The 25,678-nt window shown below is 64.1% G+C and carries 28 protein-coding genes; 11 read left to right on the top strand and 17 right to left on the bottom strand.

Annotation, left to right across the window (positions count from 1 at the left end; all coding sequences use genetic code 11):
• Positions 1-5 precede the first annotated feature (5 nt).
• The 8 genes from G4G27_RS12120 to G4G27_RS12085 form a co-directional block, all read right to left on the bottom strand.
• Positions 6-953, bottom strand: a complete 948-nt coding sequence (locus tag G4G27_RS12120; protein ID WP_183108898.1) for an NAD(P)-dependent oxidoreductase — start codon at positions 951-953, stop codon at positions 6-8.
• Positions 953-1,639, bottom strand: a complete 687-nt coding sequence (locus G4G27_RS12115; protein ID WP_183108897.1) for a glutathione S-transferase family protein — start codon at positions 1,637-1,639, stop codon at positions 953-955. The genes G4G27_RS12120 and G4G27_RS12115 overlap by 1 nt, the downstream gene beginning before the upstream one ends.
• Before the next feature lie 8 nt (positions 1,640-1,647).
• A complete protein-coding gene (locus G4G27_RS12110; RefSeq protein ID WP_183108896.1) occupies positions 1,648-2,298 on the bottom strand; it encodes a CoA transferase subunit B in 651 nt (216 codons plus the stop codon).
• Positions 2,298-2,618 carry a DUF5076 domain-containing protein gene (locus tag G4G27_RS12105; RefSeq protein ID WP_183108895.1) on the bottom strand — a complete coding sequence of 107 codons (321 nt, stop codon included), beginning with the start codon at positions 2,616-2,618 and terminating at the stop codon, positions 2,298-2,300. Before G4G27_RS12105 ends, G4G27_RS12110 begins: the two co-directional genes overlap by 1 nt.
• Positions 2,615-3,487: an HAD family acid phosphatase gene (locus tag G4G27_RS12100; RefSeq protein WP_183108894.1), complete on the bottom strand. Its 873-nt coding sequence runs from the start codon at positions 3,485-3,487 to the stop codon at positions 2,615-2,617. The genes G4G27_RS12105 and G4G27_RS12100 overlap by 4 nt, the downstream gene beginning before the upstream one ends.
• 125 nt (positions 3,488-3,612) lie before the next feature.
• Complete coding sequence (locus G4G27_RS12095; protein ID WP_183108893.1) at positions 3,613-4,320, bottom strand: CoA transferase subunit A; 708 nt, start codon at positions 4,318-4,320, stop codon at positions 3,613-3,615.
• Between the two features lie 158 nt (positions 4,321-4,478).
• Positions 4,479-5,171 (bottom strand): VIT family protein, encoded by a 693-nt coding sequence (locus tag G4G27_RS12090; RefSeq protein ID WP_183108892.1) that lies wholly within the window; start codon positions 5,169-5,171, stop codon positions 4,479-4,481.
• A gap of 10 nt (positions 5,172-5,181) precedes the next feature.
• Positions 5,182-6,099, bottom strand: a complete 918-nt coding sequence (locus tag G4G27_RS12085; protein WP_183108891.1) for an SMP-30/gluconolactonase/LRE family protein — start codon at positions 6,097-6,099, stop codon at positions 5,182-5,184.
• 165 nt (positions 6,100-6,264) lie between these two features.
• Here G4G27_RS12085 and G4G27_RS12080 point away from each other — a divergent pair, with 165 nt between their 5' ends.
• From G4G27_RS12080 to G4G27_RS12050, 7 genes are all read left to right on the top strand, one after another.
• Entirely contained in the window at positions 6,265-6,633 is a 369-nt protein-coding gene (locus G4G27_RS12080) for a BlaI/MecI/CopY family transcriptional regulator (protein ID WP_183108890.1), read from the top strand.
• Positions 6,630-8,189 (top strand): M56 family metallopeptidase, encoded by a 1,560-nt coding sequence (locus tag G4G27_RS12075; protein WP_183108889.1) that lies wholly within the window; start codon positions 6,630-6,632, stop codon positions 8,187-8,189. The genes G4G27_RS12080 and G4G27_RS12075 overlap by 4 nt, the downstream gene beginning before the upstream one ends.
• A 102-nt stretch (positions 8,190-8,291) precedes the next feature.
• Entirely contained in the window at positions 8,292-9,167 is an 876-nt protein-coding gene (locus tag G4G27_RS12070) for an MBL fold metallo-hydrolase (RefSeq protein ID WP_183108888.1), read from the top strand.
• Positions 9,167-9,868 (top strand): DUF4230 domain-containing protein, encoded by a 702-nt coding sequence (locus G4G27_RS12065; RefSeq protein WP_183108887.1) that lies wholly within the window; start codon positions 9,167-9,169, stop codon positions 9,866-9,868. The genes G4G27_RS12070 and G4G27_RS12065 overlap by 1 nt, the downstream gene beginning before the upstream one ends.
• An 87-nt stretch (positions 9,869-9,955) precedes the next feature.
• A complete protein-coding gene (locus tag G4G27_RS12060; RefSeq protein ID WP_244624315.1) occupies positions 9,956-10,768 on the top strand; it encodes a hypothetical protein in 813 nt (270 codons plus the stop codon).
• 28 nt (positions 10,769-10,796) lie between these two features.
• Positions 10,797-11,828: a quinolinate synthase NadA gene (gene nadA / locus G4G27_RS12055; protein ID WP_183108886.1), complete on the top strand. Its 1,032-nt coding sequence runs from the start codon at positions 10,797-10,799 to the stop codon at positions 11,826-11,828.
• A gap of 84 nt (positions 11,829-11,912) precedes the next feature.
• A complete protein-coding gene (locus tag G4G27_RS12050) occupies positions 11,913-12,401 on the top strand; it encodes a nuclear transport factor 2 family protein (RefSeq protein ID WP_183108885.1) in 489 nt (162 codons plus the stop codon).
• Positions 12,402-12,441: 40 nt separating this feature from the next.
• Here the strand turns inward: G4G27_RS12050 and G4G27_RS12045 are convergent, their stop codons facing one another.
• Positions 12,442-14,226, bottom strand: a complete 1,785-nt coding sequence (locus G4G27_RS12045; RefSeq protein WP_183108884.1) for a DUF885 domain-containing protein — start codon at positions 14,224-14,226, stop codon at positions 12,442-12,444.
• Positions 14,227-14,393: 167 nt separating this feature from the next.
• Here G4G27_RS12045 and nadC point away from each other — a divergent pair, with 167 nt between their 5' ends.
• The 3 genes from nadC (at position 14,394) to G4G27_RS12030 (ending at position 16,451) form a co-directional block, all read left to right on the top strand.
• Entirely contained in the window at positions 14,394-15,242 is an 849-nt protein-coding gene (gene nadC, locus G4G27_RS12040) for a carboxylating nicotinate-nucleotide diphosphorylase (protein WP_183108883.1), read from the top strand.
• A gap of 70 nt (positions 15,243-15,312) precedes the next feature.
• On the top strand, positions 15,313-15,738 hold the full coding sequence (locus tag G4G27_RS12035) for a hypothetical protein (protein ID WP_183108882.1): 426 nt from the start codon (positions 15,313-15,315) through the stop codon (positions 15,736-15,738).
• Complete coding sequence (locus tag G4G27_RS12030) at positions 15,735-16,451, top strand: ribonuclease T (RefSeq protein WP_183108881.1); 717 nt, start codon at positions 15,735-15,737, stop codon at positions 16,449-16,451. The genes G4G27_RS12035 and G4G27_RS12030 overlap by 4 nt, the downstream gene beginning before the upstream one ends.
• A gap of 121 nt (positions 16,452-16,572) precedes the next feature.
• Here G4G27_RS12030 and G4G27_RS12025 read toward each other — a convergent pair whose 3' ends face one another.
• The 8 genes from G4G27_RS12025 to G4G27_RS11990 all read right to left on the bottom strand — a co-directional run bounded on the left by G4G27_RS12025 (position 16,573) and on the right by G4G27_RS11990 (position 25,167).
• On the bottom strand, positions 16,573-17,694 hold the full coding sequence (locus tag G4G27_RS12025) for a GGDEF domain-containing protein (protein ID WP_183108880.1): 1,122 nt from the start codon (positions 17,692-17,694) through the stop codon (positions 16,573-16,575).
• A 197-nt stretch (positions 17,695-17,891) separates the two neighbouring features.
• Positions 17,892-18,584, bottom strand: a complete 693-nt coding sequence (phoB, locus tag G4G27_RS12020; RefSeq protein ID WP_183108879.1) for a phosphate regulon transcriptional regulator PhoB — start codon at positions 18,582-18,584, stop codon at positions 17,892-17,894.
• 3 nt (positions 18,585-18,587) lie between these two features.
• Complete coding sequence (phoU, locus tag G4G27_RS12015; protein WP_183108878.1) at positions 18,588-19,283, bottom strand: phosphate signaling complex protein PhoU; 696 nt, start codon at positions 19,281-19,283, stop codon at positions 18,588-18,590.
• Positions 19,284-19,299: 16 nt separating this feature from the next.
• Complete coding sequence (gene pstB / locus G4G27_RS12010) at positions 19,300-20,067, bottom strand: phosphate ABC transporter ATP-binding protein PstB (protein ID WP_183108877.1); 768 nt, start codon at positions 20,065-20,067, stop codon at positions 19,300-19,302.
• Positions 20,067-21,281, bottom strand: coding sequence for a phosphate ABC transporter permease PstA (pstA, locus tag G4G27_RS12005; protein WP_183113766.1), 1,215 nt, complete (start codon positions 21,279-21,281; stop codon positions 20,067-20,069). Before pstA ends, pstB begins: the two co-directional genes overlap by 1 nt.
• 76 nt (positions 21,282-21,357) lie before the next feature.
• On the bottom strand, positions 21,358-22,734 hold the full coding sequence (gene pstC, locus G4G27_RS12000) for a phosphate ABC transporter permease subunit PstC (RefSeq protein ID WP_183108876.1): 1,377 nt from the start codon (positions 22,732-22,734) through the stop codon (positions 21,358-21,360).
• A gap of 58 nt (positions 22,735-22,792) precedes the next feature.
• Positions 22,793-23,842 carry a substrate-binding domain-containing protein gene (locus G4G27_RS11995; RefSeq protein WP_183108875.1) on the bottom strand — a complete coding sequence of 350 codons (1,050 nt, stop codon included), beginning with the start codon at positions 23,840-23,842 and terminating at the stop codon, positions 22,793-22,795.
• An 83-nt stretch (positions 23,843-23,925) separates the two neighbouring features.
• Positions 23,926-25,167 carry an ATP-binding protein gene (locus G4G27_RS11990; protein WP_183108874.1) on the bottom strand — a complete coding sequence of 414 codons (1,242 nt, stop codon included), beginning with the start codon at positions 25,165-25,167 and terminating at the stop codon, positions 23,926-23,928.
• Between the two features lie 93 nt (positions 25,168-25,260).
• Here G4G27_RS11990 and G4G27_RS11985 point away from each other — a divergent pair, with 93 nt between their 5' ends.
• Entirely contained in the window at positions 25,261-25,677 is a 417-nt protein-coding gene (locus G4G27_RS11985; protein ID WP_183108873.1) for a hypothetical protein, read from the top strand.
• Position 25,678 lies beyond the last annotated feature (1 nt).

Below are 25,678 nucleotides of genomic sequence, written 5' to 3'. Positions count from 1 at the left end.
CCCGATTATTCCTTGGGGGAAATGTAGGCGGGATCGTGTGCGACCGGCAAGGGGGCATTCTGGCGGAGAGCGGCCAGCATCTCGGCAAAGCCGGTGCGGCATCGGAAGCCCAGCACGCGTTCGGCATGACCCGCATCGTAAACCCGGTCGATCGAGCCAGGCAGCGACCAGCCACGCCGGGCGTAAAGATCGGCTGCGTCGGGAAAATACCGTGCGATGACGGTCGGTGCGTCGGCCTTAAGCTCCTCGACATCGCCGGGCACGAACGGCGTCGGCGCGGACAGGATGAAGGTTCCGAAACCAAGCTCCGGTGCGCGATCGAGCGCGACGAGATGCGCTTCGGCCGCGTCTTCGACCGTCAGCCGGCGGTGGAGCAGCTCGTTCGCCTTCATGTTCTCACCCGACAGCGCTAGGTGCGTATCGTCCTCCTCGGGAAAGAAACGCCCAGTGCGCAGGATCAGGACCGGCAGACCATGCTCGACCTGGATCAGTCGGCAGATCTGCTCGGCGGCCAGCTTGGTCACGCCATAGATATTGCGCGGCTCGAGCGGCGCGAGGCTCTCGTCGATCCACACCGCTGCGCTCGCCTGTCCTTCGCGGATCGCGGAGGAGATCATCAGCGACGTGGTCGAGGTGAAGACGAACCGGCTCGCTTTGGCGGCAACGGCGGCCTCCAGCAGGTTGAGCGTGCCGCTGACATTGACGTCGATGAATGCCTGGTTCGGATAGCGCACGATGTCGGGTTTGTGCAGCGCACCGCCATGGATCACCGCTTCGATCCCGCGCTCGGCGAACAGGCGATCGATCAACGGCCGATCGGCAACCGTGCCGATCACATCGGTGTCAATGCCGGCGGCGACGTCCAGCCCCGTCACTTCGTGCCCCGCCGCGCGCAGTCGAGGTGCCAGGAAACGACCGAGCCAGCCCGACGATCCGGTCAACAGCACGCGCATCAGCTTGTCCTGTAATCCGCGATGATCGTACCGGTCGCCGCCAGTTCGGCCTCATGATCCACCTCGCGCCAGTTCTCGGCGAGCGCTTCGGCTTCCCATTGCCGCATCGCGGGATGGTCGAGGGTGCGCGTCACCCAGGCCTGGCCCGCCGCGCCGACATCCAGCCCATAGGTGCGCGCGCGAAACGCGATCGGCGCATAGAAGGCGTCGACGGCGGTGAACGCGGGACCGGCGAGCCACGGGCCGCCGAAGCGGTCGAGCCCCTCCGCCCATAGCTCGCCAAGCCGCGTGATTTGCCGTGCCAGTGCTGGTGAGGCCGGCTTCGGCGAGACGCGGACGCCAACATTCATCGTACAATCGCTCCGCACCGCGCCGAACCCGCCGTGCATTTCGGCGGCGGCGCACATCGCCCAGGCCCGCGCGACTTCATCAGCCGGCCAGACGCCGTCGAAACGATCCGCCAGATACAGCGCGATGCCGAGCGAATCCCATATTGTCCGGTCGCCGTCGATCAGCACCGGCACCTGGCCAGTCGGCGAGAAGGAGCGAAACGCACTGTAATTGTCGTTCGCGGTGAACGGCTCGATCCGGTCTTCGAACGCGATTCCCAGTGCCTTCATCAGCACCCAGGGCCGCAGCGACCAGCTCGAATAATTGCGATTCGCGGTAACCAGAATCAGTGCCATGGGGGCCCTCAAGTCAGATAATGTGCCGTCGTCTTGGCCGCGACCTCGTCCGCGCTCACGCCCGGCGCGATTTCGATCAGCCTGAACGGGCTGTCATGGTCGGGCCGCTGAAACACCGCCAGGTCAGTGATGATCATGTCGACGACGTTCTTGCCGGTTAGCGGCAGAGTGCAGGCCGGGATGAACTTCGGGTCGCCGGCCTTGGAGTTGTGCTCCATCACGACGATGATCTTCTTGACGCCGGCGACCAGATCCATCGCGCCGCCCATGCCCTTGATCATCTTGCCCGGGATCATCCAATTGGCGATGTCGCCATTCTCCGCGACTTCCATCGCACCGAGCACGGTCAGGTCGATATGCCCGCCGCGGATCATCGCGAAGCTGTCCGACGAGCTGAAATAGGCGCTTTGCGGCAATTCGCTGATCGTCTGCTTGCCGGCGTTGATCAGATCGGCGTCTTCTTCGCCCGCGAAAGGGAAGGGGCCAATGCCGAGCATGCCGTTTTCCGACTGCAGCGTGACGGTCACGCCGTCTGGAATATGGTTCGCGACCAGGGTCGGGATGCCAATGCCGAGATTGACATAATAACCGTCCCGCAACTCGCGCGCTGCGCGCGCTGCCATATCGTCGCGAGTCCAGCCCTTGGTGTCCACGGCCATCAGTTCAGCTCCTTGTTGGCGCCCGGCACGGGGGTCGCGACATCGGTTGGATTGGCACGCTCGGCATCGAAGCCGAGCCAGATACGCTCAAGCGCTTCGCTCTCGCTGATCCCGATCGCACGCGCATAGGTGATCGCGCCATGCCGCACGCAATCGACCAGTGCGATGCCGAACGCGGCCGGATCGGCGCCGATCGGCACCGGATTGATGAAGCAGGTCACCGGCCCATTTTCGCTGGCCCAGACGCGCAGGAATTCACGCGATCCCTCAAGCAATTCGGCATAGGGAACGAGATCGATCGGAACGGGTTTGCCGGTCATTTTGTCTCTCCCGGTGCGGCAGGGGGCGCCCAGCGCTTGTCCTGCGGGAATACATCGTCGAAGCCGCCCTTCAGGCTGCTGCCGTAAACCGGGTTGGGCAAGACGAACCAGCCCGCACCCCATTTTGCGGATAGCGCCGCCGCCTGCACCGCAGTGCGGCGCACCGATGGCGAAAGCCCGGCGTTGAACAGGTCGCTGAAATCGCCGAGTTGGTCGCCGCCCATCGCGACGACGCAATATTTCGCGGCGATCGTCGCGCGGCGGCCGTCCTTCCTGCTGCCCGTCGCATCGTCGCCGGCGAGGAACAATGTCTCACCATGCACCGCCGGGCCAAGCCCGGCGCCGGTGATCGCGGCAGCGGTCTGCGCGGCATTGCCGGCCGACCGATTGGAATTGAACACCACCGTCACGCCCATCTTGCGCAGATCGTTCAGCGCCTCGACCGCGCCGGGAACCGCAGCGACCTGGCTCGTCCCGGTCTTCTCCCATGCCTGCCAGCGCGCCTCGTCATAAGGGGCGGGGTGAGCGGCGTCGTTATATTCGAAGCCGAGGTTGAGCAGGACGGTCTCATCCACGTCGAACACAGCCGCCTTAGGTCTTATCCCGCAGGGCAGCCATTTCGGCACGGCCAGCGTGGCGTCGGGGGCGAGCACCACAGAGTCGACGGGCGCGCCGCCGGCCTTCGATCCGACATATTGGATCAGCGCGCGCCAGGCCTGTGTGCTGATCGCGGCACCTTCGCCGGAGCCGTAGAGATATTGCATCGTCGCCGGGACGGTCAGGGCAGGGGGCGCTGCCACGGGCGTGAGCAGCGCTGGTGTCTCAGTGCTTGCACACGCAGAAAGCAGGAAGGCGACGGCCAGGATCATTCCCCTCCCATTTACGGGAGGGGTTAGGGGTGGGCTCGCGCTCTCGGAAAACCCACCGCTGGAGGTGAGCGCGAGCCCACCCCCGGGCCCTCCCGCTTGCGGGAGGGGAGAAGAACATCTGTCGATCACGCGGTCGCCCGCTCGCGTACCGTGCGGAACTCGATCTTCTTGTCGTACGGCGCGCCGATAATCATCCGGTTCACATAGATGCCGGGCAAATGGATCGTGTCGGGATCGAGGCTGCCGACCGGTACCACTTCCTCGACTTCCGCCACGCAAATCTTGCCAGCGGTCGCCATCGGCGCGTTGAAATTGCGTGCGGTCTTGCGGAAAATCAAATTGCCGCTCTCATCGGCCTTCCAGCCCTTGATGATCGCCAGGTCGGCACGAATGCCGCGTTCGAGGATATAATCCTCACCGTCGAAATTCTTCACTTCCTTGCCCTCGGCGACCAACGTGCCGACGCCGGTCTTGGTGTAGAAGCCGGGAATGCCCGCGCCGCCCGCGCGGCAGCGTTCGGCGAGCGTACCCTGCGGGCAGAATTCGACCTCAAGCTCGCCGCTCAGATATTGCCGCTCGAACTCCTTGTTCTCACCGACATAGGAGGAGATCATCTTCTTGACCTGGCGCGTGCGGAGCAACTTGCCCAGGCCCTCGCCATCGATCCCGGCATTGTTGCTGGCGATGGTCAGGTCCCTGGTGCCCGCCGCCTGGATCGCATCGATCAACCGCTCGGGGATGCCGCACAGGCCGAACCCGCCGGCGCAGATCGTCATGCCGTCATGAAGCAATCCTTCGAGCGCGGCGGCGGCGTCGGGGTAGAGCTTCTTCACGGGCAATCTCCGGGGCTGTGGATGCGGAGCGCATAGGCGCGCAGGCTGGCGCTGGTCAACGCCGGGGAGAATGCCGGTCGGCGCGATGAGTTGACCGTCCCCGACGCTGCCGCACGTCGTCGACGACAATGAGCGCGGCGAACTTCGGCGCGACCGTTTCAGACATTCGCACCGAACAGCGCGCCAATCCCCGCGGTCGCCGCCATTGCCAGGGCTCCCCAAAAGGTCACGCGAAACGCGCCGCGCCATTGGTTCGCGCCGCCGACCCGCGCGCCGACCGCTCCCAGCGCGGCGAGCAGGACCAAGGAAGCGGCGACCACCGCCTCGATCAGAGCGTCGCCGCTGAACAGCAACACCATCAGCACCGGCAGGATCGCGCCCGCAGCGAAACTCGCCGCCGAGGCGAGCGCCGCTTGTACCGGGCGCGCGGCGAGATCGTCCGTGATGCCCAATTCGTCGCGCACATGCGCGCCGAGCGCATCCTTCGCCATCAGTTGATCCGCGACCTGCAACGCCAGCGCGGCGTCGAGCCCGCGATGCCGGTAGATCGCGGCCAGTTCGCGCCGTTCGGCCTCGGGCTCTTCGGTTAACTCGGATTGCTCGCGCGCACGGTCGGCATTTTCGGTGTCGGATTGCGAGCTTACCGAAACATATTCACCCGCTGCCATCGACATCGCGCCCGCGACCAGGCCCGCGACGCCGGTCAGCAGGATCGACGACTGCGACGTCTGCGCCGCCGCCACGCCGACGATCAGGCTGGCGGTCGAGACGATTCCGTCATTCGCGCCGAGCACCGCCGCGCGCAGCCAGCCGATATTCTTGACGAGATGGCCTTCGCGATGTGATCGCATGTGCGTTGCCTTAATGGTTGAGGGCAAGCCCCGGTCTTGGCCATGGCATGGATACCAGCCGTCCGCTCCCCGATAATGTGATGTACGCCGTGCGCAGGTCCGGCGCGCCCCAGCAGATATTGGTGGTGAAAGGGTCCTGGGTGGCGACGAACTCGACCAGTTCGCCTGCCGGTGAGATGACCGAGATGCCGCTTTCGCCGATCGTTGCGACGCAAATATTGCCGTTTTCCTCCACGCCGAGCGAGTCGAAGAATTTATAGCCGGCGGGCCGGTAAAGCGGGATGCCCGCGCCGCCCAGACCGCCTGTCTGATCGACCTTGCCCGGCGCGGTCACGCGGAACGCCATCAGGCGGCAGGTATAGGTTTCCGCGGCGTAGAGCGTGTTGCCGTCGGGCGAGAGGCCGATGCCGTTGGGATTTTCGCTCGGGAAGATCACTTCCTCCAAATGGCTGCCATCGGCCTTTGCATAGAAGATGCCGGTGATGTCGCGTTCGCGTGGGCGATTCTTGCCGTGATCGGTGAACCAGAAGCCGCCATGCGCGTCGAACACGATGTCGTTCGGCCCCCGTAATACGCAGCCGAAATCGCCGTTCTGATAGAGAACCTCCACCACGCCGGTGGCAAGGTCGATGCGCTCGATCCGCCCGCCCGAATAATCATCGGCCTGGCCGTGCGGAATCAGCAGACCCCCTGGGTGCTCGATATAATTGAAGCCGCCGTTGTTGCAGCAATAGAGCTTGCCGTCCGGGCCAAGTGCCAGTCCGTTGGGGCCGCCGCCGGGTTCGGCGACCGTTTCGGCTGTCCCGTCGGCCCTTACCCGCGTGATCCGGCCCGCGGCGATCTCAACCAGAATGACGCTGCCGTCAGGCATCGCGACCGGCCCCTCGGGGAAGCGCAGGCCAGTGGCGATGGTGGTGAACTCGGTCATTCGAACCTCTCCTGATTTTTCGACAGTTTCGACCAGGGTTTGCCGCGCCACAACCCCGCGTGAAATCGGGTCTTCGACTCCCTTCCATTCACCCGCCGTTCAGCCAATTGACTACAGATGTAATCGAGACGATTACAGGCGTAGTCAGTACGGGAGCGATTCGATATGGCCGAACGGATAAGCGATGCTGAACACGCGGTGATGGAAGTGCTCTGGGAGGAGGCTCCGCTGACCGCGCAGGACGTGTCCGAACGCATTCCCGCCGGCCGCGACTGGTCGGCCAACACGGTCAAGACCCTGCTCGGCCGGCTGCTCGCCAAAAACATCATCGGGCATGAAGAGGATGGCCGGCGTTACCTTTACCGCCCGCTGGTCGCGCGTGACGATTATGTTGCCGGTGAATCACGCAAGCTGATGGATCGGCTGTTCGGGGGCAAGCTGACCCCGCTGGTCGCGCACCTCGCCGAACGCGACGAGCTGACCGCGACCGACATCGCCGAGATCGAGGCGCTGCTGAAGGGGTTGAAGGCATGAGCGCCTCCCTGAATCCAGCGGGGATCGCCGGCTGGGCGCTCGAGGCGCTGATCGCATCGACCATCCTGATGGTCGCGGTGCTTGCGCTGCGTGGACCGGTCCGCCGCGCCTTCGGGCCCGACGTCGCCTATGCCTTGTGGGCGCTGCCCGCACTGCGACTGTTATTGCCACCGATACCCGAATCCTGGCGCGAGATCGCAGTCGCGCCAGTGATCCGCGCGAGCGAGACGATCACGATCTATGTGATCGAGCCGCTCGGTGGGGGATCCGCCGCACCAGCCACCCAATACCCTTCGCTTGGCCTTATACTGGTCACGCTCTGGGTGGCGGGCGCGGCGGTATTTCTCGGCTGGCATGCGCTGTCTCACCTCCGCTTCTGCCGCAACATCCTCGACCGCCAGGTGCGCGGTTCGCAGATCGACGGTGGCATCCATCTGATCGAAACCGATGCGGCGACCGGGCCGCTCGCGTTCGGCGTCCTGCGTAAATATGTCGCCTTTCCGCGTGATTTCACCGAGCGCTACGACCGCGAGGAACGCGATCTCGCGCTGGCGCATGAGCTTGGCCACCATGCGCGCGGCGACCTGATCGCCAATTGGGCGGCGCTGTTCATCCTTGCGCTGCACTGGTTCAATCCCGTCGCCTGGCGTGCTTTCCGCGCGTTTCGCGCCGATCAGGAAATCGCCAACGATGCCGGCGTGCTTGCCGGGCTGAGCCCGATCGCGCGCCATACCTATGCCTGCGCCATCGTCAAATCCGCGCATGGCGGGGCGGTGTCCGCCGCCTGTCACCTGCACACCATAAACGATCTGAAAGGGAGACTTAAGATGCTGACCACCAACAAGACATCGCGTACTCGCTTGGTGAGCGGGGTCGCCGCGGTTGCCATGCTGACCGTCGCCGGCCTCGGCTTCACTGCCTCAGGTACCAAGGCGGCCGCCGCGATGCGCGACAATGTCGAGATCGCAACCGGCGTCAATCTGGCGGACCTGAATATCGCACCGCCGGCGCCGCCCGCCGCGCCCGTGCCGCCCGTGTCGATGCAGGCCGAGCCAGCACCGGCTCCGCCGGCACCGCCCGCTGCTCCTGAATGGAACGACGACGACAGTCGCGCTGTGACCACGACGACCACCGACATGGACGGCAAGAAGATCAAGCGCATCAAGATCGTCAAGCGCGGCAGCGACGGCAAGATTCACAGCGAGGAGTTCGAAGGCATGGAGGCGTTGAAGAACATGCCTGAAGTGTCGTCGATCAATTGTGGCGAAGGTGGCGATCAGCGTGAAATGGTCATCAACAAAAAGGATGGCGAAAAGCACAAGATCATCATTTGCCGCAACCGCATCGAGCGCGTCGCCAGGGAAGGCGCGGCAGTCGCGATGAACAGCCGTGACATTGAGCGCAACGCCTATCAATCCGCGCTGAGCGGACTGCGAAGCGCGCGCGAGAATATGACGCGCAATGTCGAACTGAGCGGCATCCATCGCGCCGAAGCGCTCAAGGCGATGGACGAAGCGATCCGTGAAGTCGAACAAGACATGGCCAAGGTGGATTGAAGTTGAAATCGGGCTCTTCAGGGGAGGAGCGCTCGCGCCGGTCACCGCACTAGCGGGGCCGGCGCTCTTGCGCTCCGGCGCGCCAGCGGCCATTTCAACGGCATGAGCGAGCAACAAACCGGCGTGGCGCAGATGCTGGAACCGCTCGTGTCGCGTGTGCTCGCGCCCAACCCGTCGGCTTTCACCAATACCGGTACCCAGGTGCATCTGGTCGGCACGACCGATCTCGCCGTGATCGATCCCGGGCCCGATACGCCAGAGCATATCGACGCGCTGATCGCGGCGATCGCCGGGCGGCCGGTCACCGCGATCGTCATCACCCATACCCACCGCGACCATAGTCCCGGATCGCGGCCGCTCCAGGCGGCGACGGGTGCGCCGATCATCGGTTGCGCGCCGCTCGCGCTCGCCGATAGCGGACCCAGAGTCGGTGTGGGTGCCGATGCGTCGTTTGACCATGACTATGCGCCAGACCGCGTGCTTGCCGAGGGCGAGTCGGTGACGGGGCAGGGCTGGACACTGACTGCGCTGGCCACGCCGGGCCACACGTCGAACCACCTGTGCTTCGCCTTGCCGGAGACCAGGGCCTTGTTTAGCGGCGACCATGTGATGGGCTGGTCGACCAGCATCGTTTCGCCGCCCGATGGCGATATGGCCGCCTATATGGCGAGCCTCGAAAAACTGCTGCCGCGCGATGACCGGATCTATTATCCCGCGCATGGCGACCCGGTGGACAATCCGCAGCGCCTGGTGCGCGGCATGATGGGGCATCGCAAGCAACGCGAGGGTCAGATCCTGCGCCTGTTGCGCAAAGAAGCGCGCACCATCCCGGCGATGGTCGAGCGCATGTATGTCGGGATCGACCGCCGCCTGTTTCCCGCCGCCGAGCGGTCGGTGCTCGCCCATCTGATCGACTTGCGCGACCGTGGCCTGGTGAGCGCGACCGGCGATGCCTGGTCGAAGTCGAGCGCTGAGTGATGGATAACAAGCGCATCGTGCAGGTCGCGCTCGCCATCGCGGTGATCATCGCAGCGCTGGTCGGCGGGTGGATGGCGTGGGACCGCTATACCGAGCGATACGCCATCAGCCGGGAAGAGGATGGCACGGCGATCACCAAGATCGTCAGCGCCAAATTCTCCGGCGCCAGCGCGATCAAGGTCGGGGCGCTGTCCGGCACGGTGCAGGCATCGGCATCGGACACGCGCGGCTTCGGCATGCTGACCTCCGACAAGGTGATCAAGGCGCCGTTCTCGATCGACTATTTCGTCGACATGTCGCGGCTGTCGGCGGATGCCTATGAATGGGATGCGGCGCGGCGCACGCTGACCATCCGCGCGCCTGATGTCGTGCCGGCCGCGCCCAACATCGATTGGTCAGCGCAGACCGCGGATCGCACGCGCGGTCTGTTCGTCACGCGCGACGCCGCCGACCAGCTGATGCGCCGAGCGACACTCAACGCGAAGACCGTCGCGCAGAAGGAGGGTGTCAAGCCCGAGCATCTCATGGTTGCACGCGAGAATGCCCGCCGCGCGCTGACGGCCATCGCCGCAGGACCGCTGAAAGCGACCGGTATGGACGATGTGCGCGTGGTGGTGAGCTTCCCGTTCGACCGTCGCGGGCCGAGCGAACAAATGGATCGTTCGCGTTCGCTGCGGGAAGTACTGGGCAACCAGCGCTGAGGACGGAAGCCCGGGCTGGCCAGATTGGAACTGCCGGGCCCCACGTGGTAGAACCTGCGTGGGAAAGTCGAATCGCGGGGGTGATTTATGGCCACATTAGCGCAATCTGCGACAGAGCCGGAGCGAGCCACGGCACGTGAGAGCCGGTTCTTCCTGATCATGGCGTTCGTTATGGCCGGCATCATCGTGGCCGGTTTCTCGCTGCAACTCGCGATGGGCCGGTCGAGCTTCGCCTCGCCACTGGTGGTGCATGTCCATGCGGTCGTGTTCATGGGCTGGGTCGTGCTTTACGCGCTGCAGAACGTCTTTGCCGCAAACGGATCGATGGCACTGCATCGGCGACTTGGCTGGATCGGCGCGGCCTGGATGGTGGCAATGGTCGTGCTCGGCACCATTGTCACGGTGCTCATGGTACGGCGCGGGCAGGCGCCATTCTTCTTCCTGCCGGCGCAGTTCCTGATCTTCAATCCGCTGAGCATATTGACCTTTGCCGGCCTGACCACCGCGGCGATCGTGCTGCGGCGCAAGACCGAATGGCACCGGCGGCTGCATTATACCGGCATGGCGCTGCTGCTCGGCCCCGCTTTTGGCCGATTGCTGCCGCTGCCGCTGCTCATCCCTTACGCGCACGAAGCGACCTTCATCGGAGTCATGCTGTTCCCGCTGATCGGTGTCGTCGCCGATCTGCGACGCACCGGTCGCATTCATCCGGCCTGGCTATGGGCCATCGGCACGATCATCGGCCTGCAACTGGTGATAGAGACTCTGCCCTATTCATCCGCCGGCGCCGCGCTCTATCGCACGGCGACCGCCGGCGCGCCCGGCGCATCGGTCGCGCCACTCGATTATCCGTTACCACCGACCGGTCCCTTGATCACCGGGCGCGCACCGTCCACATGAGACCCGTAATCCGCGGGAGTATGGGTAGATGGACGCACGCGTATCTAATGGTCGGGGGGGCGGCGGCCTGACCGGGCTCGACCGCAGCCTTGACCTCCGGGCCGAGATCGACCGGCTGCGCAAGGAGCGCAACGCGGTGATCCTCGCGCATTACTACCAAAAGCCCGAGATTCAGGATCTCGCCGATTTCGTCGGTGACAGCCTCGATTTGTCGAAAAAGGCCGCCGCGACCGATGCCGATGTCATCGCCTTTTGCGGCGTGCGCTTCATGGCCGAGACGGCGAAGATCCTGAGCCCCGACAAGATCGTCATACTGCCCGACATGAATGCCGGCTGCAGCCTGGAAGACAGCTGCCCACCCGATCAGTTCAAGGCCTTTCGCGAGGCGCATCCCGATCATATCGCGCTGACCTATATCAACTGCTCGACCGAGGTGAAGGCGCTGAGCGACGTGATCGTCACCAGTTCCTCGGCGGAAAAGATCCTCAGCCAGATCCCGCTCGACCAGAAGATCATCTTCGGCCCGGACAAGAATCTCGGCGGCTATCTCGCGCGCAAGACCGGGCGCGAGATGCTGCTCTGGCCCGGCGTGTGCATCGTGCATGAGGCGTTCAGCGAGACCGAGCTGCTCAAGCTGCAGGGGCTGCATCCCGGTGCCCCGGTCGCCGCACACCCTGAATGCCCGCCCTATATTCTCGACCATGCCGATTATGTCGGATCGACGAGCGGCATCCTCGCTTATGCGCGCGACATGCCGGGCGACACGCTGATCGTCGCGACCGAGCCGCATATCATCCACCAGATGGAAAAGGCCGAGCCGCTCAAGAATTTCATCGGCGCACCCGGCGCGGACGGCAACTGCAACTGCAACATCTGCCCGTACATGGCGCTCAACACGATGGAAAAGCTCTACCTCGCGCTGCGCGACCTGGAGCCGCGGGTCGAGATCGAGGAAGGGCTCAGGCTGCAGGCCAAGAAGAGCCTCGACGCGATGCTCGCCATGGCGAGCGGGACGGTCGGGCTGGGCGATCTCGGGCCGGTCAAGGTGACGGGGGACTGACCCAGGCTATGGTGCCGGCCACCTTGTCGGGCGATTCTTTTTTTTGATCGCGAGTATTGCGAGGCAGGGCACAGGGAGCAAAAGATGCGACTGCGGACTCACGACCGGCCTATTCGCCGACCGCCGATCGTTCTTGCCGCCATTGCTGCGGCGATGGCACTCGCCCTGCCGGTCGTAGCTTCGGCTGCGACGCCGGAATCGCGTCAGCTTCCCGCCGATCTCGCAGGTGCGCTCGATGCCTATAACCGGGCAACGATCGGCAGCGATATCGCCGGGCTCGCTGCCATCGTGACCGACGATTATATGCTCGTGAACTCGGACGCGAGCGTACAAGACAAGGCTTCCTATCTCGCCGATTTCGCGGTGCCGGGCTTCAAACTCGATCCGTATGTGGTCGAACAACCGGTCTACAAGGTGCGGGGCGACACCGCCCTGACCGGCGGAGTTTTCCGGCTGAATTGGACCCAGCAGGGCGGCCGCCATGACCGCCGACTGCGCATCGTCCATTTCTGGGTGAAACAGGGGGATCGCTGGCAGATCAGTTACACGCAGCTCACTCGCGTTCCGGACTAGGGGCAGATCATCCCCAAGTATCGGCTATTTGAAAGATCGCTCACCCGATCGGCAGGTCGAACATCAATTGCCGTACGAAGCGTGCCGGCGGCGACCCGTGCGCCAGCACCGCGTCGTTATAGGTCTTCAGGTCGAACTTCGCGCCGAGCCGCTGCTTGGCCTCCTCGCGCATCGCCATATGTTCGCTATAGCCGGTGAAATAGCTCAGCAGTTGGGTCGATCCGAGGCTCGCCCGCGTCCATTTGCCCGCCGCCTCGCGCTCCTGCTGGAACGCGCCCTTGGTCATCAGGGTCATCGCCTGGTCGCGGGTCATGCCTTCGGTCTGGATACCGATATCGAGCAACGAGTTGGTGATCGAGCGCAGCCGCATCTTGAGTACGGTCAGTTTGAACAGCGGATCGCCGTCCATATAATTGGCATCGGCCATCATGCCCTCGGCATAGACTGCCCAGCCTTCGACGAACGGCCCGGACGACAGCACCGCGCGCAGCACCGACTTGTTCCGGTTGGCGTGGGCGATCTGCAGATAGTGGCCGGGCATCGCTTCATGGATGCTCAGCTCCTGAATCATATAGTCGTTATATTCGGACAGGAAGCTGGTCGCCTGCGCATCGGTCCAGTCGTCGGGGATCGGTGAGATCGCGTAGAATGTGTCGAGTTGCTGCTCGAGCGCGCCCGGACTGTCGCAATAGGCGACCGCGACGCCTTGCTGGAATTTGGGCATGGTGATGATCTTCACCGGGGAGTCGGGCATCGTGACCAGCCCTTTGGCGCGCACGAAATCCGTCGCCTGGACAAGGGTCGCCCTGGCCTTGTCCATCACGCCGTCCCGTGCGGGCCGTTGCGCATAGCTGCGCGCCAGCGCCGCTTCGATCGCCACCTGTTGCTGCTCCGCGCTGGGCTGGTCGGGCAGGGCGGGGGCGCCTGGCTTGCCGGTCAGGACTTGCCGCGCCAGTGCATACATCTCGGTACGGGTATCGGTCGCCGCCTTGGTTGCGCGCGCCTTGATCTCCTGTCGCGTGAGCGTCGAGACCAGCGCATATTTCATCTTCTGGTCATACAGTGCGGCACCGAGCCGGAAATCACCCTTGGCCTGCGGCACCAGCACCGTGTCGAGCCATTTCTGGTGCTCCGCGACGGCCGCTTTCAATGTAACCAAAGCGGCATCGAAGCGCTTGCGATCGGCCGCGTTCAGCTCGCCCGCATGCGGCGCGAGCATGTTCTCCGCGATGTCGACCACGCCGTTATTCTGCTTCGCCACGGTCGTTGCATAGATTTCCGGCACGCGCGCCGGGATCAGCTGCGCTCGCGCCTGGGCATAGAAAGCCGGCATCGCCTCCATCCGCGCGGTTGCCGATTTGAGCCGCTGCGGCCAGGGCGCGAAATCGCGCGCGGCCAGGCCGTAAAGCGCGGTGCCGGCGATGTCGTTGTAAATCTGCGCGTCCCACTGCCAGCTCTTCAGGACCTGCAAGTCCCACAGATCGTAGCGCAGCGCATTGTCGAGCAGGGCTGCATCGACCTGGCTTTCGCGACTCAGCTTCGCGCGGTCGACCCGGCCGAGCTCGGCGAGCAGTGCATTGTCATGCGTTACCCGGCGTGCACGGGCCGCGGCCGACACATCGCCGATCCGGTCGTCAAAGCGATGATCGCCGAGCGGCGTGCCATAGACGGGGGAGAATAAAGCGATGCCCTGTACATAGCGGTTCGACAAAGCGGCAAAGGCGCGTTCGGCGGCCGTTTGCGGCGCGGCCGCGACCGGGGCGGCGGCAAGCGGCAGCGTGGGCAACGTGGCAGCGGCAAGCAACAGGGCAAAGGTGCGGCGCATTGGAATCCTCTTGGGCGATTATGTTATGCGCTCAGCCTAGCCGGACATCGCATTCGCGCAAACCCTACGCAGAAGCTTTGGCGCAATGACCAGCGAGTTGTTTTAAAGCGCGTTCGCCCGTGCGACAGGGACGGGCGACGTGATGACCGAGTCTTCCGGAGATAGCCTTGACCTTCACCCTTGACGGTTTCGACCTCGCTGCGTTCCTATCGGCGACGCTCGCCGAAGATCTCGGTGATGCTGGCGACATCACATCGTCCGCCGTGATCCCCGCCGATGCGCGCTTCACTGGGGTGATGGACAGTCGCGACGCGATCGTCGTTGCCGGCTTGCCGATCGCGGAAGCGTTCTTCCGCGCGCTTGACCCGCAAGTGAAGATCGAGCGGCTGGTCGAGGACGGACAGAAAGTTGCGGCGGGGACCGACCTGATGCGGCTCGAGGGAAACGGCCGGGCGATGCTCACCGCCGAACGATCGGCGCTCAACACCGTGCAGCATTTGTCGGGCATCGCGACGATGACAAGGACCTATGTCGACAAGATACTCGGCACCGGCGCGATCCTGCTCGACACCCGCAAGACCATCCCGGGCCTGCGCGTGCTGGAGAAATATGCGACGCGCATGGGTGGCGCGACCAATCACCGCATGGGCCTGTGGGATGCAGCGATGATCAAGGACAATCACGTCGCAGTCGCCGGCGGTGTGGCCGAGGCAGTGCGCCGCGCCAAGGCGGCAGGCATCGAACGCATCATCGTCGAGGTCGATTCGACCGACCAGATCGAACCCGCGCTGGCGGCCGGTGCGACGCATTTGCTGCTCGATAACATGGCGCCGCCAATGCTGCGCGGCGCGGTCACCCTGGTCGGCGGGCGCGTGCCGACCGAGGCATCGGGCGGCGTGCGGCTCGATACGATCCGCGCGATCGCCGAAACCGGCGTCACTTATGTCAGTGTCGGCCGCCTGACCCAGTCGGCGCCCGCCGCCGATATCGGTCTCGATTTCGCTTCGCTCGATTAAGACACAAATTCCGGTTGCGCCGCGCCGCGGGCGAACTAACGTGTCGAGTCGAACAAAAGGGGAATGGGGCATGGACCGGCCAGCATCGATCGTCACTTTCGAGCGCCTCTATCTGGGAGGGTTCGCCATTGGCGTAATCAACACCATAATGTCCTGGTCGTCGACCCAAGCGCTCATTGCTACGCAGACCGCGCAGGTTCCGGAGGCCGCAGAGATCATAAGCTGGCTCGTGCCGGTAACTACCGTGATCGGGTTCTGCATCACTATGCTCCTCTGGTATTTCATTGCGCGCCGCGGCGCTGTTGTCGCGAAATGGATCTTGACCATATTGGTGGCGGCCGCGGCTGTTTTCATGCTCCTTGCTCTTGCGGGAGGCACCTACCGGTCCGGCCTTAGCGGCATTCTTGGACTCCTCAGCACCGCGCTTCAATTGGTGTCGATCTGGTTCCTGTTCCGGCCGGACACTAAAGTCTGGTTCGGCGAGGCGAGCGTATGAAAATGCGTATCGGGACATTGCTTCTGGGTTGTGCATTGATCGGCACGCCGGTGGCCGCGCAGGCACAGGCCTATAAATGCGCCGTGCCGGGCATGGTGCCCGACCCGCGCCCCGATCTGCCCTCGGCCAGCGAGCCGCAGCGCGTACTGCCGATCGGCAGCTATACGCTGGCGATCACCTGGGCGCCGCAATATTGCCGCGACAAGGGCCGCGAACCTTCGGCGCGGTTCCAGTGCGGATCGGGCAATCGCTTCGGCTTCACACTGCACGGCCTGTGGCCCGACGGCGTCGGCAAGCAATGGCCGCAATATTGCAAATCCACAGCGATCGTCCCGCGTGCCGTGATCCGCGGCGCGCTCTGCTCGACGCCCTCGGCTCAGCTGATCCAGCATGAATGGGCCAAGCACGGCACTTGCATGGCCACGACGCCGGTCGATTATTTCGCGCGCTCGACGCGGATGTTCGGCAGCTTACGCTATCCCGACATGGACGGGCTGTCGCGCCGGCCGCTGACCGTCGCGCGTTTCGCCTCCGCGCTTGCGGCGGCCAATCCAGGATTGCCGGCCAAGGCGATCCGCGTCACCGGAACCAAAGGGTGGCTCGACGAGGTCTGGCTGTGCCTCGACAAGCGTTATCGCTACGAACGTTGCAAGGCCGGCAGCGGTGGCCTGGCCGGGCACGCCAGGCTCAAGATCTGGCGCGGGAGCCGCTGAGGTATCCGGTGTGACGGTTGGTGAGTAATCAAGCCAATGGGGTTGCTGCCGGTGCGGCAGCCAGGTCGGGCGAGTCGCGACGATCTCTTGCCAGATAAAGCTGGGCGCGCCGCTACGGAGATCAGGCCGTGCGTCGCAGGCCGATCGCATGGCTGGCGCAGCCACCGCCGGCGCCCTTTGCCCTTAACAGTGCCTCGTCCGCAGACTCGATGAGCTTGTCGAGCCCGTGCCCATGTCCCGACACGAGAACGAATCCGATGCTCGTGCCGATGGTAATTGTGAGATCGCCAATATTATAGGGTTCGGAGATCACGCGCACGACGCGCCGGGCAAGCAACTCAGCTTCCGTGGCGTCCCTGACACCGCTCTGGACGATCACGAATTCGTCGCCGCCGACGCGCGCGGCAAAATCACCACCGCGAAGTGTGCGAGACAAGCGATCCGCCACTGCCTTTAACAGCAGATCGCCAACGGGATGCCCGTAACGGTCGTTGACCGGCTTGAAACGGTCCAGATCAAGGCAATGGACAGCAACATCACCGCTGTCGCGTCCCAACATCGTCACCTCATTGAACCGCTCCCCAAGGCCGAAGCGGTTCGGCAAGCCGGTCAGGACATCGCTCCGCGCCATGTCGGCGAAAAGCCGCTTCAACGTGATCCCGCCGGAGGAGAGCCGGTAGTTGGAAAGGATGCTGTGGATGCCCCCGGCAAGAAAGATCGTCAGAAGCGCTCCGAGCGCCCAGTAAATGGGGTTGCCGCTCGCCAGAGCAACCGGGATCGTCGGCACCACGCCGAGGACCACGGCGCTCACGCTAATCCAGGGGCGTAACGCTATCCCCGCCGCAACTCCCGCCGCGTATCCCACCAGCAGTCCGATGACGAGAACATGCGCGTCTGGCGTCGCAACAACGAAGGCCCGCGCGCTGAATATGCCGAAGATCGCGGCGAAGCTCAGGTAACTCACGGCAAACAAGCGCTCAAGTTGGCATGCCCTGGCCACGCCCAGTCCGGCGTCTGCAGCCTGCCCCCGGAAGAGCAGCAAGATGACGAGCCGGGCGACGACCGATATCGATCCGAGGATTGTAAGCAGGGTCAGGGCGGGATCGGGTGTCTGAGAAGACACGATAAATGCCACGGCGATGAACGAAATCGCGATGATGGACGTGGTCAGGAGCGTCCTGAACAGGCTCTGGACGAGTTCGACATAGGTCCCCTCAGGGATAGCGATTGCAGATCGGAACACTGGCACGCACCTCGTGCCACCAAGGTACGCGCCGCTGGTTAACGAACTGTATGATCTACGGATTCAACCGATCCAGACCTTAGCACCACCCCCTGAACGGCATATCGCTCATTGTCGCCGTAATGGCAGAGGACCCGGGACACATTCGTTCGTGATCGCACACGCCCCCTCGGCCCGTCACGACGCAGCGCCTGCCATCAGGCCGCCGAATCCAGCGCGTAACCGGCCGATCGCACGGTGCGGATGATGTCGGCGCGGCCGCCTTCGTTGATCGCCTTGCGCAGTCGCCGGATATGCACGTCGACGGTGCGTGATTCGATGTCGGAGTCATGCCCCCACACCGCATCGAGCAAGCGTTCGCGCGAAAACACCCAGCCGGGATGCTCGAGGAAATGCTTGAGCAGGCGGAATTCGGTCGGTCCCAGCGGAATGAAGTCGCCCGATCGCCGTACCTTGTGGCCGACCGTATCCATTTCGATATCGGCATATGTCAGCTGCTCACCGGCCAGCGCCGGCCGCACGCGACGCAGCACCGCACCGACCCGCGCAACCAGTTCGCGCGGCGAGAAGGGTTTGGTGACGTAGTCGTCCGCACCGGTTTCCAGGCCGCGCACGCGATCCTCTTCCTCACCGCGCGCGGTGAGCATGATGATCGGCACGTTCTGCGTTTCGGGCATGCGACGCAGGCGGCGGCACACTTCGATTCCGGAGAGTCCCTCGACCATCCAGTCGAGCAGCACGATATCGGGAGTCGCCTCCTTGGCGAGCAGCAACGCTTCCTCGCCATCGGGGGTGTGCGTGATCTCGAAATCTTCGCGCTTGAAATGCCAGACGAGCAGCTCGGCAAGAGCGGCATCGTCTTCGACCAGCAACATCCTGGCTCGTGCCATGACTTAAACCTCCTCGTTCGTGATCAGCGAACTACGGTCCCGTTCGGCCATATGTTCGCCCGTCGCGGCATAATAAACCATCTCGGCAACATTGGTGGCGTGATCGCCGACCCGTTCGAGATTTTTGGCGATGAACAACAATTGCGCGACCTGACCGATCGTCTTGGGGTTCTCCATCATGTGCGTGACGAACACCCGGAACAGGCTGTTGTAGAAATCGTCGACTGCGCGGTCGCGTTCGCACACTTCCACGGCGGCCTGGGCGTCGCGCGCGGCGAACGCGTCGAGCACGTCATGGACCATCGCCTTGGCCAGATTGGCCATGGCGGGCAGGATCGATAGCGGCTCGATCTCGCTATGGGCGTCGATCTCGGGCACGCGCTTGGCGATGTTCTTGGCGTAATCACCGATGCGTTCGACCACGCTGGCGATCTTCAGCGCGGCGACGACCTCGCGCAGATCGTCAGCCATCGGCGCGCGCAGCGCGATGATGCGCACCGCGAGCTGTTCGACCTGCATTTCGATCGCGTCGATCTGCTTGTCGCCGGCGACGACCTTGGCCGCGGCGGCGAGATCATGGCGTTGCAGCGCGTCGATCGCGGCGCCGATCGCCTGTTCGGCCAATCCGCCCATCTGCGCGATCAACCCGCGCAGTTCGCCGATATCTTCGTCGAAAGCCTTTACCGTATGGTCACTCACAACATTGGTCCCATGATCAGCCGTATCGGCCGGTGATATAGTCCTTGGTCCGCTCCTGGCGCGGATTGGTGAAGATGTCCGAGGTCGCACCATATTCGACCAGCGTGCCAAGATGGAAGAAGGCGGTCTTTTGCGAGACGCGCGCGGCCTGCTGCATGTTGTGCGTGACAATGACGATCGCATAACGGCCGCGCAGTTCGTGGATCAGTTCCTCGATCTTCGCCGTCGCGATCGGGTCGAGCGCCGAACAGGGCTCGTCCATCAGGATCACTTCCGGGTCGACCGCGATCGCGCGCGCGATGCACAGCCGTTGCTGCTGGCCGCCCGATAGCGCGGTGCCGCTTTCGGTCAGGCGGTCCTTGACCTCATCCCACAGGCCGGCACGCTTCAGCGACTGTTCGACGATCCCGTCGAGATTGGTCTTGCTCCCGGCCAGCCCGTGGATGCGCGGGCCATAGGCGACATTCTCGTAGATCGACTTGGGGAATGGATTGGGCTTCTGGAACACCATACCCACGCGAGCGCGCAACTGCACCACGTCCATCGAGGATGCATAGATGTCCTCGCCGTCGAGCCGGATATCACCCTCGACCCGTGCGCTGGCGACGGTGTCGTTCATCCGATTGAGCGTGCGCAGAAAGGTCGATTTGCCGCAGCCCGACGGGCCGATAAAGGCGGTTACATTGTCCTGATCGACATCGATCGAAACGTCGGTGATCGCCTGTTTCGCGCCATAGAAGACGTTCACGTTGCGGGCGGTGATCTTAAGATGTTGTTCGGTCATCACCAGCGGGTCTCGAATTTGTTGCGGAGGTAGATGGCAAGCCCGTTCATCGCGAGCAGGAACACCAGCAGGACGATGATCGCCGCGCTGGTCTTTTCGACAAAGCCGCGATTGACCTGGTCGGACCACAGGAAGATCTGCACCGGCAATACGGTCGACGGGTCGGTCAGTCGTTCGGGCGGCGATACCATGAAGGCGCGCATGCCGATCATCAGCAGCGGCGCGGTCTCGCCCAGCGCACGCGCCATGCCGATGATCGTGCCGGTCAGGATGCCGGGCAGGGCAAGCGGCAGAACGTGGTGGAATACGACCTGGATCGGGCTCGCGCCGACCGCGAGTGCTGCGTCGCGGATCGATGGCGGCACCGACTTGATCGCGTTCCTGCCGGCGATGACGATCACCGGCATGGTCATCAGCGCGAGTGTCAGCCCGCCGACCAACGCCGCCGAACGCGGCAGGTTGAACGTGCCGAGAAACACGGCGAGGCCAAGCAAGCCGAAGATGATCGACGGCACCGCGGCGAGGTTGTTGATCGACACTTCGATCAGGTCGGTCCAGCGATTCCTCGGCGCATATTCCTCGAGATAGAGTGCCGACAGCACGCCGATCGGGAAGGCGAGCAACAAGGTCACGAGCATCGTGAACAAGGAGCCTTTCAGCGCGCCCCAGATGCCGACCATGGTCGGGTCGGTCGAATCCGAATTGGTCAGGAACCACGGATTGAAGCCGGTCGTCATCAGCCCGCGCGCCTGAAGCCGTGCGGCGAGCTTTTCCGCGTCGGCCCCGCCTTCGCCTTTTACTGCGATATCGATCGCGGCGGAGGCAGGAACGGAGATGACCGCTCGCGTGGCCAGCAATGTGGGATCGGCCTTCACCGAGTCACGCACACGCAACCACGCGCCGTCTGATAACAGCTTGTCGCCGCCGGGGCCGAACGCGGCGACCGCCGCGTCGTCGGTGGCTTTTTCCAGGCCCGCTGCGGCCAGCGCGGCATCGGCATCCTTGCCGGTGAGCAGCGCCGGATCGAGCATCACGCTCGATCGCGGAAAATCGATCGGCAGCTTGATTTCGCTTTGCGTAAAACCGCTTGCGCCGTTGAGGAACATCGTCACCAGCAGGAAAGCGAGGAATCCCGCCGAGACCAGCACCGCGCACAGCCCAAGCAGCTTGAAGCGACGCTCGGCACCGTAACGACGGCGGATGCGGCGCTGCATCGCGTCGGTCCGCCAGTCGGTCGGTGCGCGGTCCGGCACGCGATCCGATGCGCCGCCGGCAAGGGTGGAGGACACGCTATTCATATGCTTCCCGGTACCGTTTGACGACGGTCAGCGCGATGATGTTGAGCAGCAGGGTGACGACGAACAAGGTCAGCCCCAGCGCAAAGGCGGCAAGCGTCTTGGCGCTGTCGAACTCGGCCTCGCCGGTCAGCAAATCGACGATCTGCTTGGTTACGGTGGTCGCGCTGGCGAATGGATTGAGCGACAATGTGGCGACGCCCGACGCGGCCATCACCACGATCATCGTTTCGCCGATCGCCCTGGAGATCGCCAGCAGCACGCCGCCGACCACACCCGGCAGCGCGGCGGGCAGCAGCACTTTTCGGATCGTCTCCGATGGCGTCGCGCCCATCGCCAGGCTGCCGTCGCGCATCGACGAGGGCACGGCGGCGATCGAATCATCCGCCATCGACGACACGAACGGGATGATCATCACGCCCATCACCAGTCCGGCGGCGAGCGCGCTTTCCGAACTGGCCCAGGTCACGCCGAGCGACACGGCGAGATCGCGTACCGCGGGGGCAACGGTCAAAGCGGCGAAATATCCATAAACCACGGTCGGCACGCCGGCGAGCATCTCGAGGATCGGCTTCATCCAGCGGCGCACGCGCGGCGCCGCATATTGCGTCAGATAGATCGCGCTCATCAGGCCGAACGGGATTGCGACAATCATCGCGATCACCGCGCCGATGAAGAAAGTACCCCAGAACAACGGCACCGCGCCAAGCGCACTGCCCGGGTCGTTCGCCGGAATGACCTGCGGGCTCCAATGCGTGCCGAACAGGAAATCGCCGATCGGCACGATCTGGAAGAAACGCCAGGATTCGAACAACAAAGAGGCGACGATGCCGACCGTGGTCAGGATCGCGATCAGCGACGCGCCAAGCAGCAACAGCATCACCACCCGCTCGACCCTCGTGCGTGCGCGGAAGTCGGGCTTGATGCGCAGATAGGCCCAGGCGCCCGCGGCAAAGGCGAGCAGCAGCGCGGCGGCCGTGCCGATCCAGTCATAGCGCGATTGCGCAGCGCCATAGGCCGGGGCGAGTTGCTGCGCGATCGGATTGAATGATCCGAAAGTGCGGCCATTGGCGATGTTGCGCGCCTCCGACAGCACCGCGGCGCGCTCGAAGCCCGGCGGCGGCAGTTGCGCGGCAGCAGGCGAAGTCAGCACTGTATCGGTGACCAGCGCAGGCGAGACCGACGACCAGACCGCGATGAACAGCGCGGCGGGCAGCAGCGTCCACAGCGCGACATAGGTGCCGTGATGTGACGGCAGCGAGCTGAACCGGGCGCTGCTGTCGCGGCGGAAACTGACCGCGCGGACGCGCGCGGACAACCAGGCGATCAGGCCAAGTCCGGCAATCAGGAATAGAAGGGCAAGCGTGGACAACGCGAAAAGTCTCGTGTCGGAGGATGCGCTCCGGTCATTGGATCGGAGCCCGATATCATTATTTCAGTACGGTTGGATCGAGCAGCGTCGCCGCCTTGACGATCGCGGCCGAACTGGTCCGCACATCCTGTGGCGAGGCGATCAGGCCCTTGGCGGTCAACGGACCGCCCGGGTTCCACGCCGCGACATATTCATCGAGGAATTTCTGCAAGCCAGGGATCGCCGCCAGATGCGCCTTCTTGACGTAGATATAGAGCGGCCGCGAACCGGGATACTGGTTCTGCGCGATCGTCTCATAGGTCGGCGCGACCCCGTTCAACGGCACGCCGTTGAGGTTGTCGATATTCTCCTCAAGATAGGAATAACCGAAGATGCCGACCGCATTGGGGTTCGATTGCAGCTTCTGGACGATCAGATTGTCGTTCTCGCCGGCGTCGATATAGGCGCCGTCTTCGCGGATGCGGTTGCAAGCGGCGGCATAAGCATCCTTGTCGCTATCCTTCAGCGCCTTGACGCTCGGCGTCACCTCGGCGCAACCCTTGTCGAGGATCAGTTCGGTCAGCGCATCGCGCGTGCCGCTGGTCGAGGGCGGGCCGTAAACCTGGATCGGAATCGCCGGCAGTGCCGGGTTGACGTCCTTCCACGTCTTGTACGCGTTGGTCTTGCCTTCGGGCTTGGCGGCGAGCGCCTTGTAGAGATCGGCAGGGCTCAGCTGCAGCTTCGGCCCGTTCTTCGCCTCGGCAAAAGCGATGCCGTCCAGTCCGACCTGGATTTCGATGATGTCGCTGACGCCGTGCGCTTTGCAGCTGGCATATTCCGACGCCTTCATGCGGCGCGACGCGGCTTCGATATCCGGATGCGCGGCGCCGACACCGGCGCAGAAAAGCTTCATGCCGGCGCCCGTACCGGTCGATTCGATCACCGGCGCCTTCATGCCCGGGTTCTTGTTGACGAACTGTTCGGCAACGATCGTCGTGAACGGATAGACCGTCGACGACCCGACCGCCTTGATCTGGTCGCGCGATCCGGCGCCACCGCCATTGGCCTGATCCTGGCAGGCCGCGAGCGCGAGCGCGGAAACGGCGATAAGCGCGATGTTCTTGAACATGGAACCCCTCAGGCAGAGCGAGGTCGGATCGACTCGCCGGATCGCGCTAGCACCGTGATGGAGGCGCCTGTGTGACAATACGGTTACGCTTTTGTGACAGCGGCTCCGGCCTGCGCCTGATGTGCGGGTAACAAAATCGTCACTGTCGTGCCCTTGCCGAGCGTGCTGGCGATATCCAGCCGCCCACGATGCCGCTCGACGATATGCTTGACGATCGCAAGGCCAAGCCCGGTGCCGCCCGCGGCGCGGCTGCGGCCCGGATCGACGCGGTAGAATCGCTCGGTCAGGCGCGGGATATGTTCGGGCGCGATGCCGTCGCCCTGATCCGCGACGCTGATTCGCACCATGTTGGTCTGATCGCGCCACAGCCGGACCGAAACGGGCGCGCCGGCGCGGCCATATTTTTTCGCATTGCCGATCAGATTGTGCAGCACCTGGCTCAACTGTGCCTGATCGCCCGCGACCGGCGGTACATCCGCTTCGATCTCGGCGATAATGTCGCCGCGGCCGTCCTGTCCATCATGGAATTCGGTGCGAACCTCGCCGATCAGCGCGGCAAGATCGACCGCGCGATCGGGCAGGCGGTATTTCTCCGCCTCGATCCGGCTCAGCGAGATGAGGTCCTCGACCAGCCGCTGCATGCGGCGTGCTTCATCGAACATGATCTTGAGGAAGCGGTTGCGCACTTGCGCGTCTTCGCCCGCCTTCTCGTCGCCCAGCGTCTCGATATATCCAAGGATCGACGCGAGCGGCGTGCGCAGTTCGTGGCTCGCATTGGCGACGAAATCGACGCGCATCTTTTCCGCCGCGTAATTGCCGGTCTGGTCGATTAGGTGAACGATGCGCTGCCCGCCCGATGCGCGCCCGATGCGCATTTCCCAACGCTGATCCATCGTGCCCAGCCCGACCAGGTCGATCGGCCGCGACGAATGACCCGCGAGCGGGTTGGACAGCCGTTCGGCGGCGGCGGGGTGGCGGATCGCCAGTCGCACATCTTCGCCGATGATATGTCCGCCGAGCAACGCGCGTGCGGCGCTGTTGGCATGGCTGACCCGGCCATCGGTGACGATCAGCACCGGTTCGACGATCGCTTCCATCACTTCGCCCAGGTCAGGCACGGCAATGGCCTTGCGTTCGGCAGGCGGCGGCGGTGCGGGTTCATGGGCGACTTCGCCGGTGCCGGCCGCGGCGAGCACCGCGGCGACGCCGGCGATCAGCGTCACCAGCGCCGCCTGTGCGCTGTGCCCAATGAAGTAAACGGCCGCCGTCGCCACAAGGACGATGCCGATCGCGGTGAATGTGCGGGGACCAAAACCAGTAAACATCGGCCGTCGTGTAGCGCAATCATGCTTAACCGGGATAGGCCTGCTTGCCAGTGTTTCACGAATATGAAAGGGCTGGATCGGTAAAGGTGGGCGATGAGCGACGATATTCCAGAAGCCGAACTGCCAGGCGAACTGCCACCGGAGGGTACCACCCGCCGGCGCGCGCTGATGCTTGGCGCGGTCGGTGCGTCGGCGATCATTTCGATCCGTCCCGCGCTGGCACAGACCCAGGCCTCGATCCTGACCTGTGAGATCCCCGTGCCCGATCCCGGCCGCGCGGGCAGCTATATCGCCGCCGACGGTACGCTGGTCCCGGCCGGAACACCCGGCGCCTTCGCGCCCGCCGGTAGGCCGTTCAAGGGACAGGACGTGAAAACGGCATTGTCGGGCGGGCGCTTGCCTGGCACCGATTACGAAACCAACCGTGCCTATACCAATTACATCCGTCGCTTGCAGTCGGGCACCAGCGGTTTCACCTGTTTCGCATCGTTGCAGATGCCGCGCGGCTGAT

Source organism: Sphingomonas sp. So64.6b, from assembly GCF_014171475.1.
GTDB lineage: Bacteria > Pseudomonadota > Alphaproteobacteria > Sphingomonadales > Sphingomonadaceae > Sphingomonas > Sphingomonas alpina_A.
The sequence above is the reverse complement of the archived record's forward strand: the minus strand, read 5'-3'. Positions and strand labels throughout refer to the sequence as shown.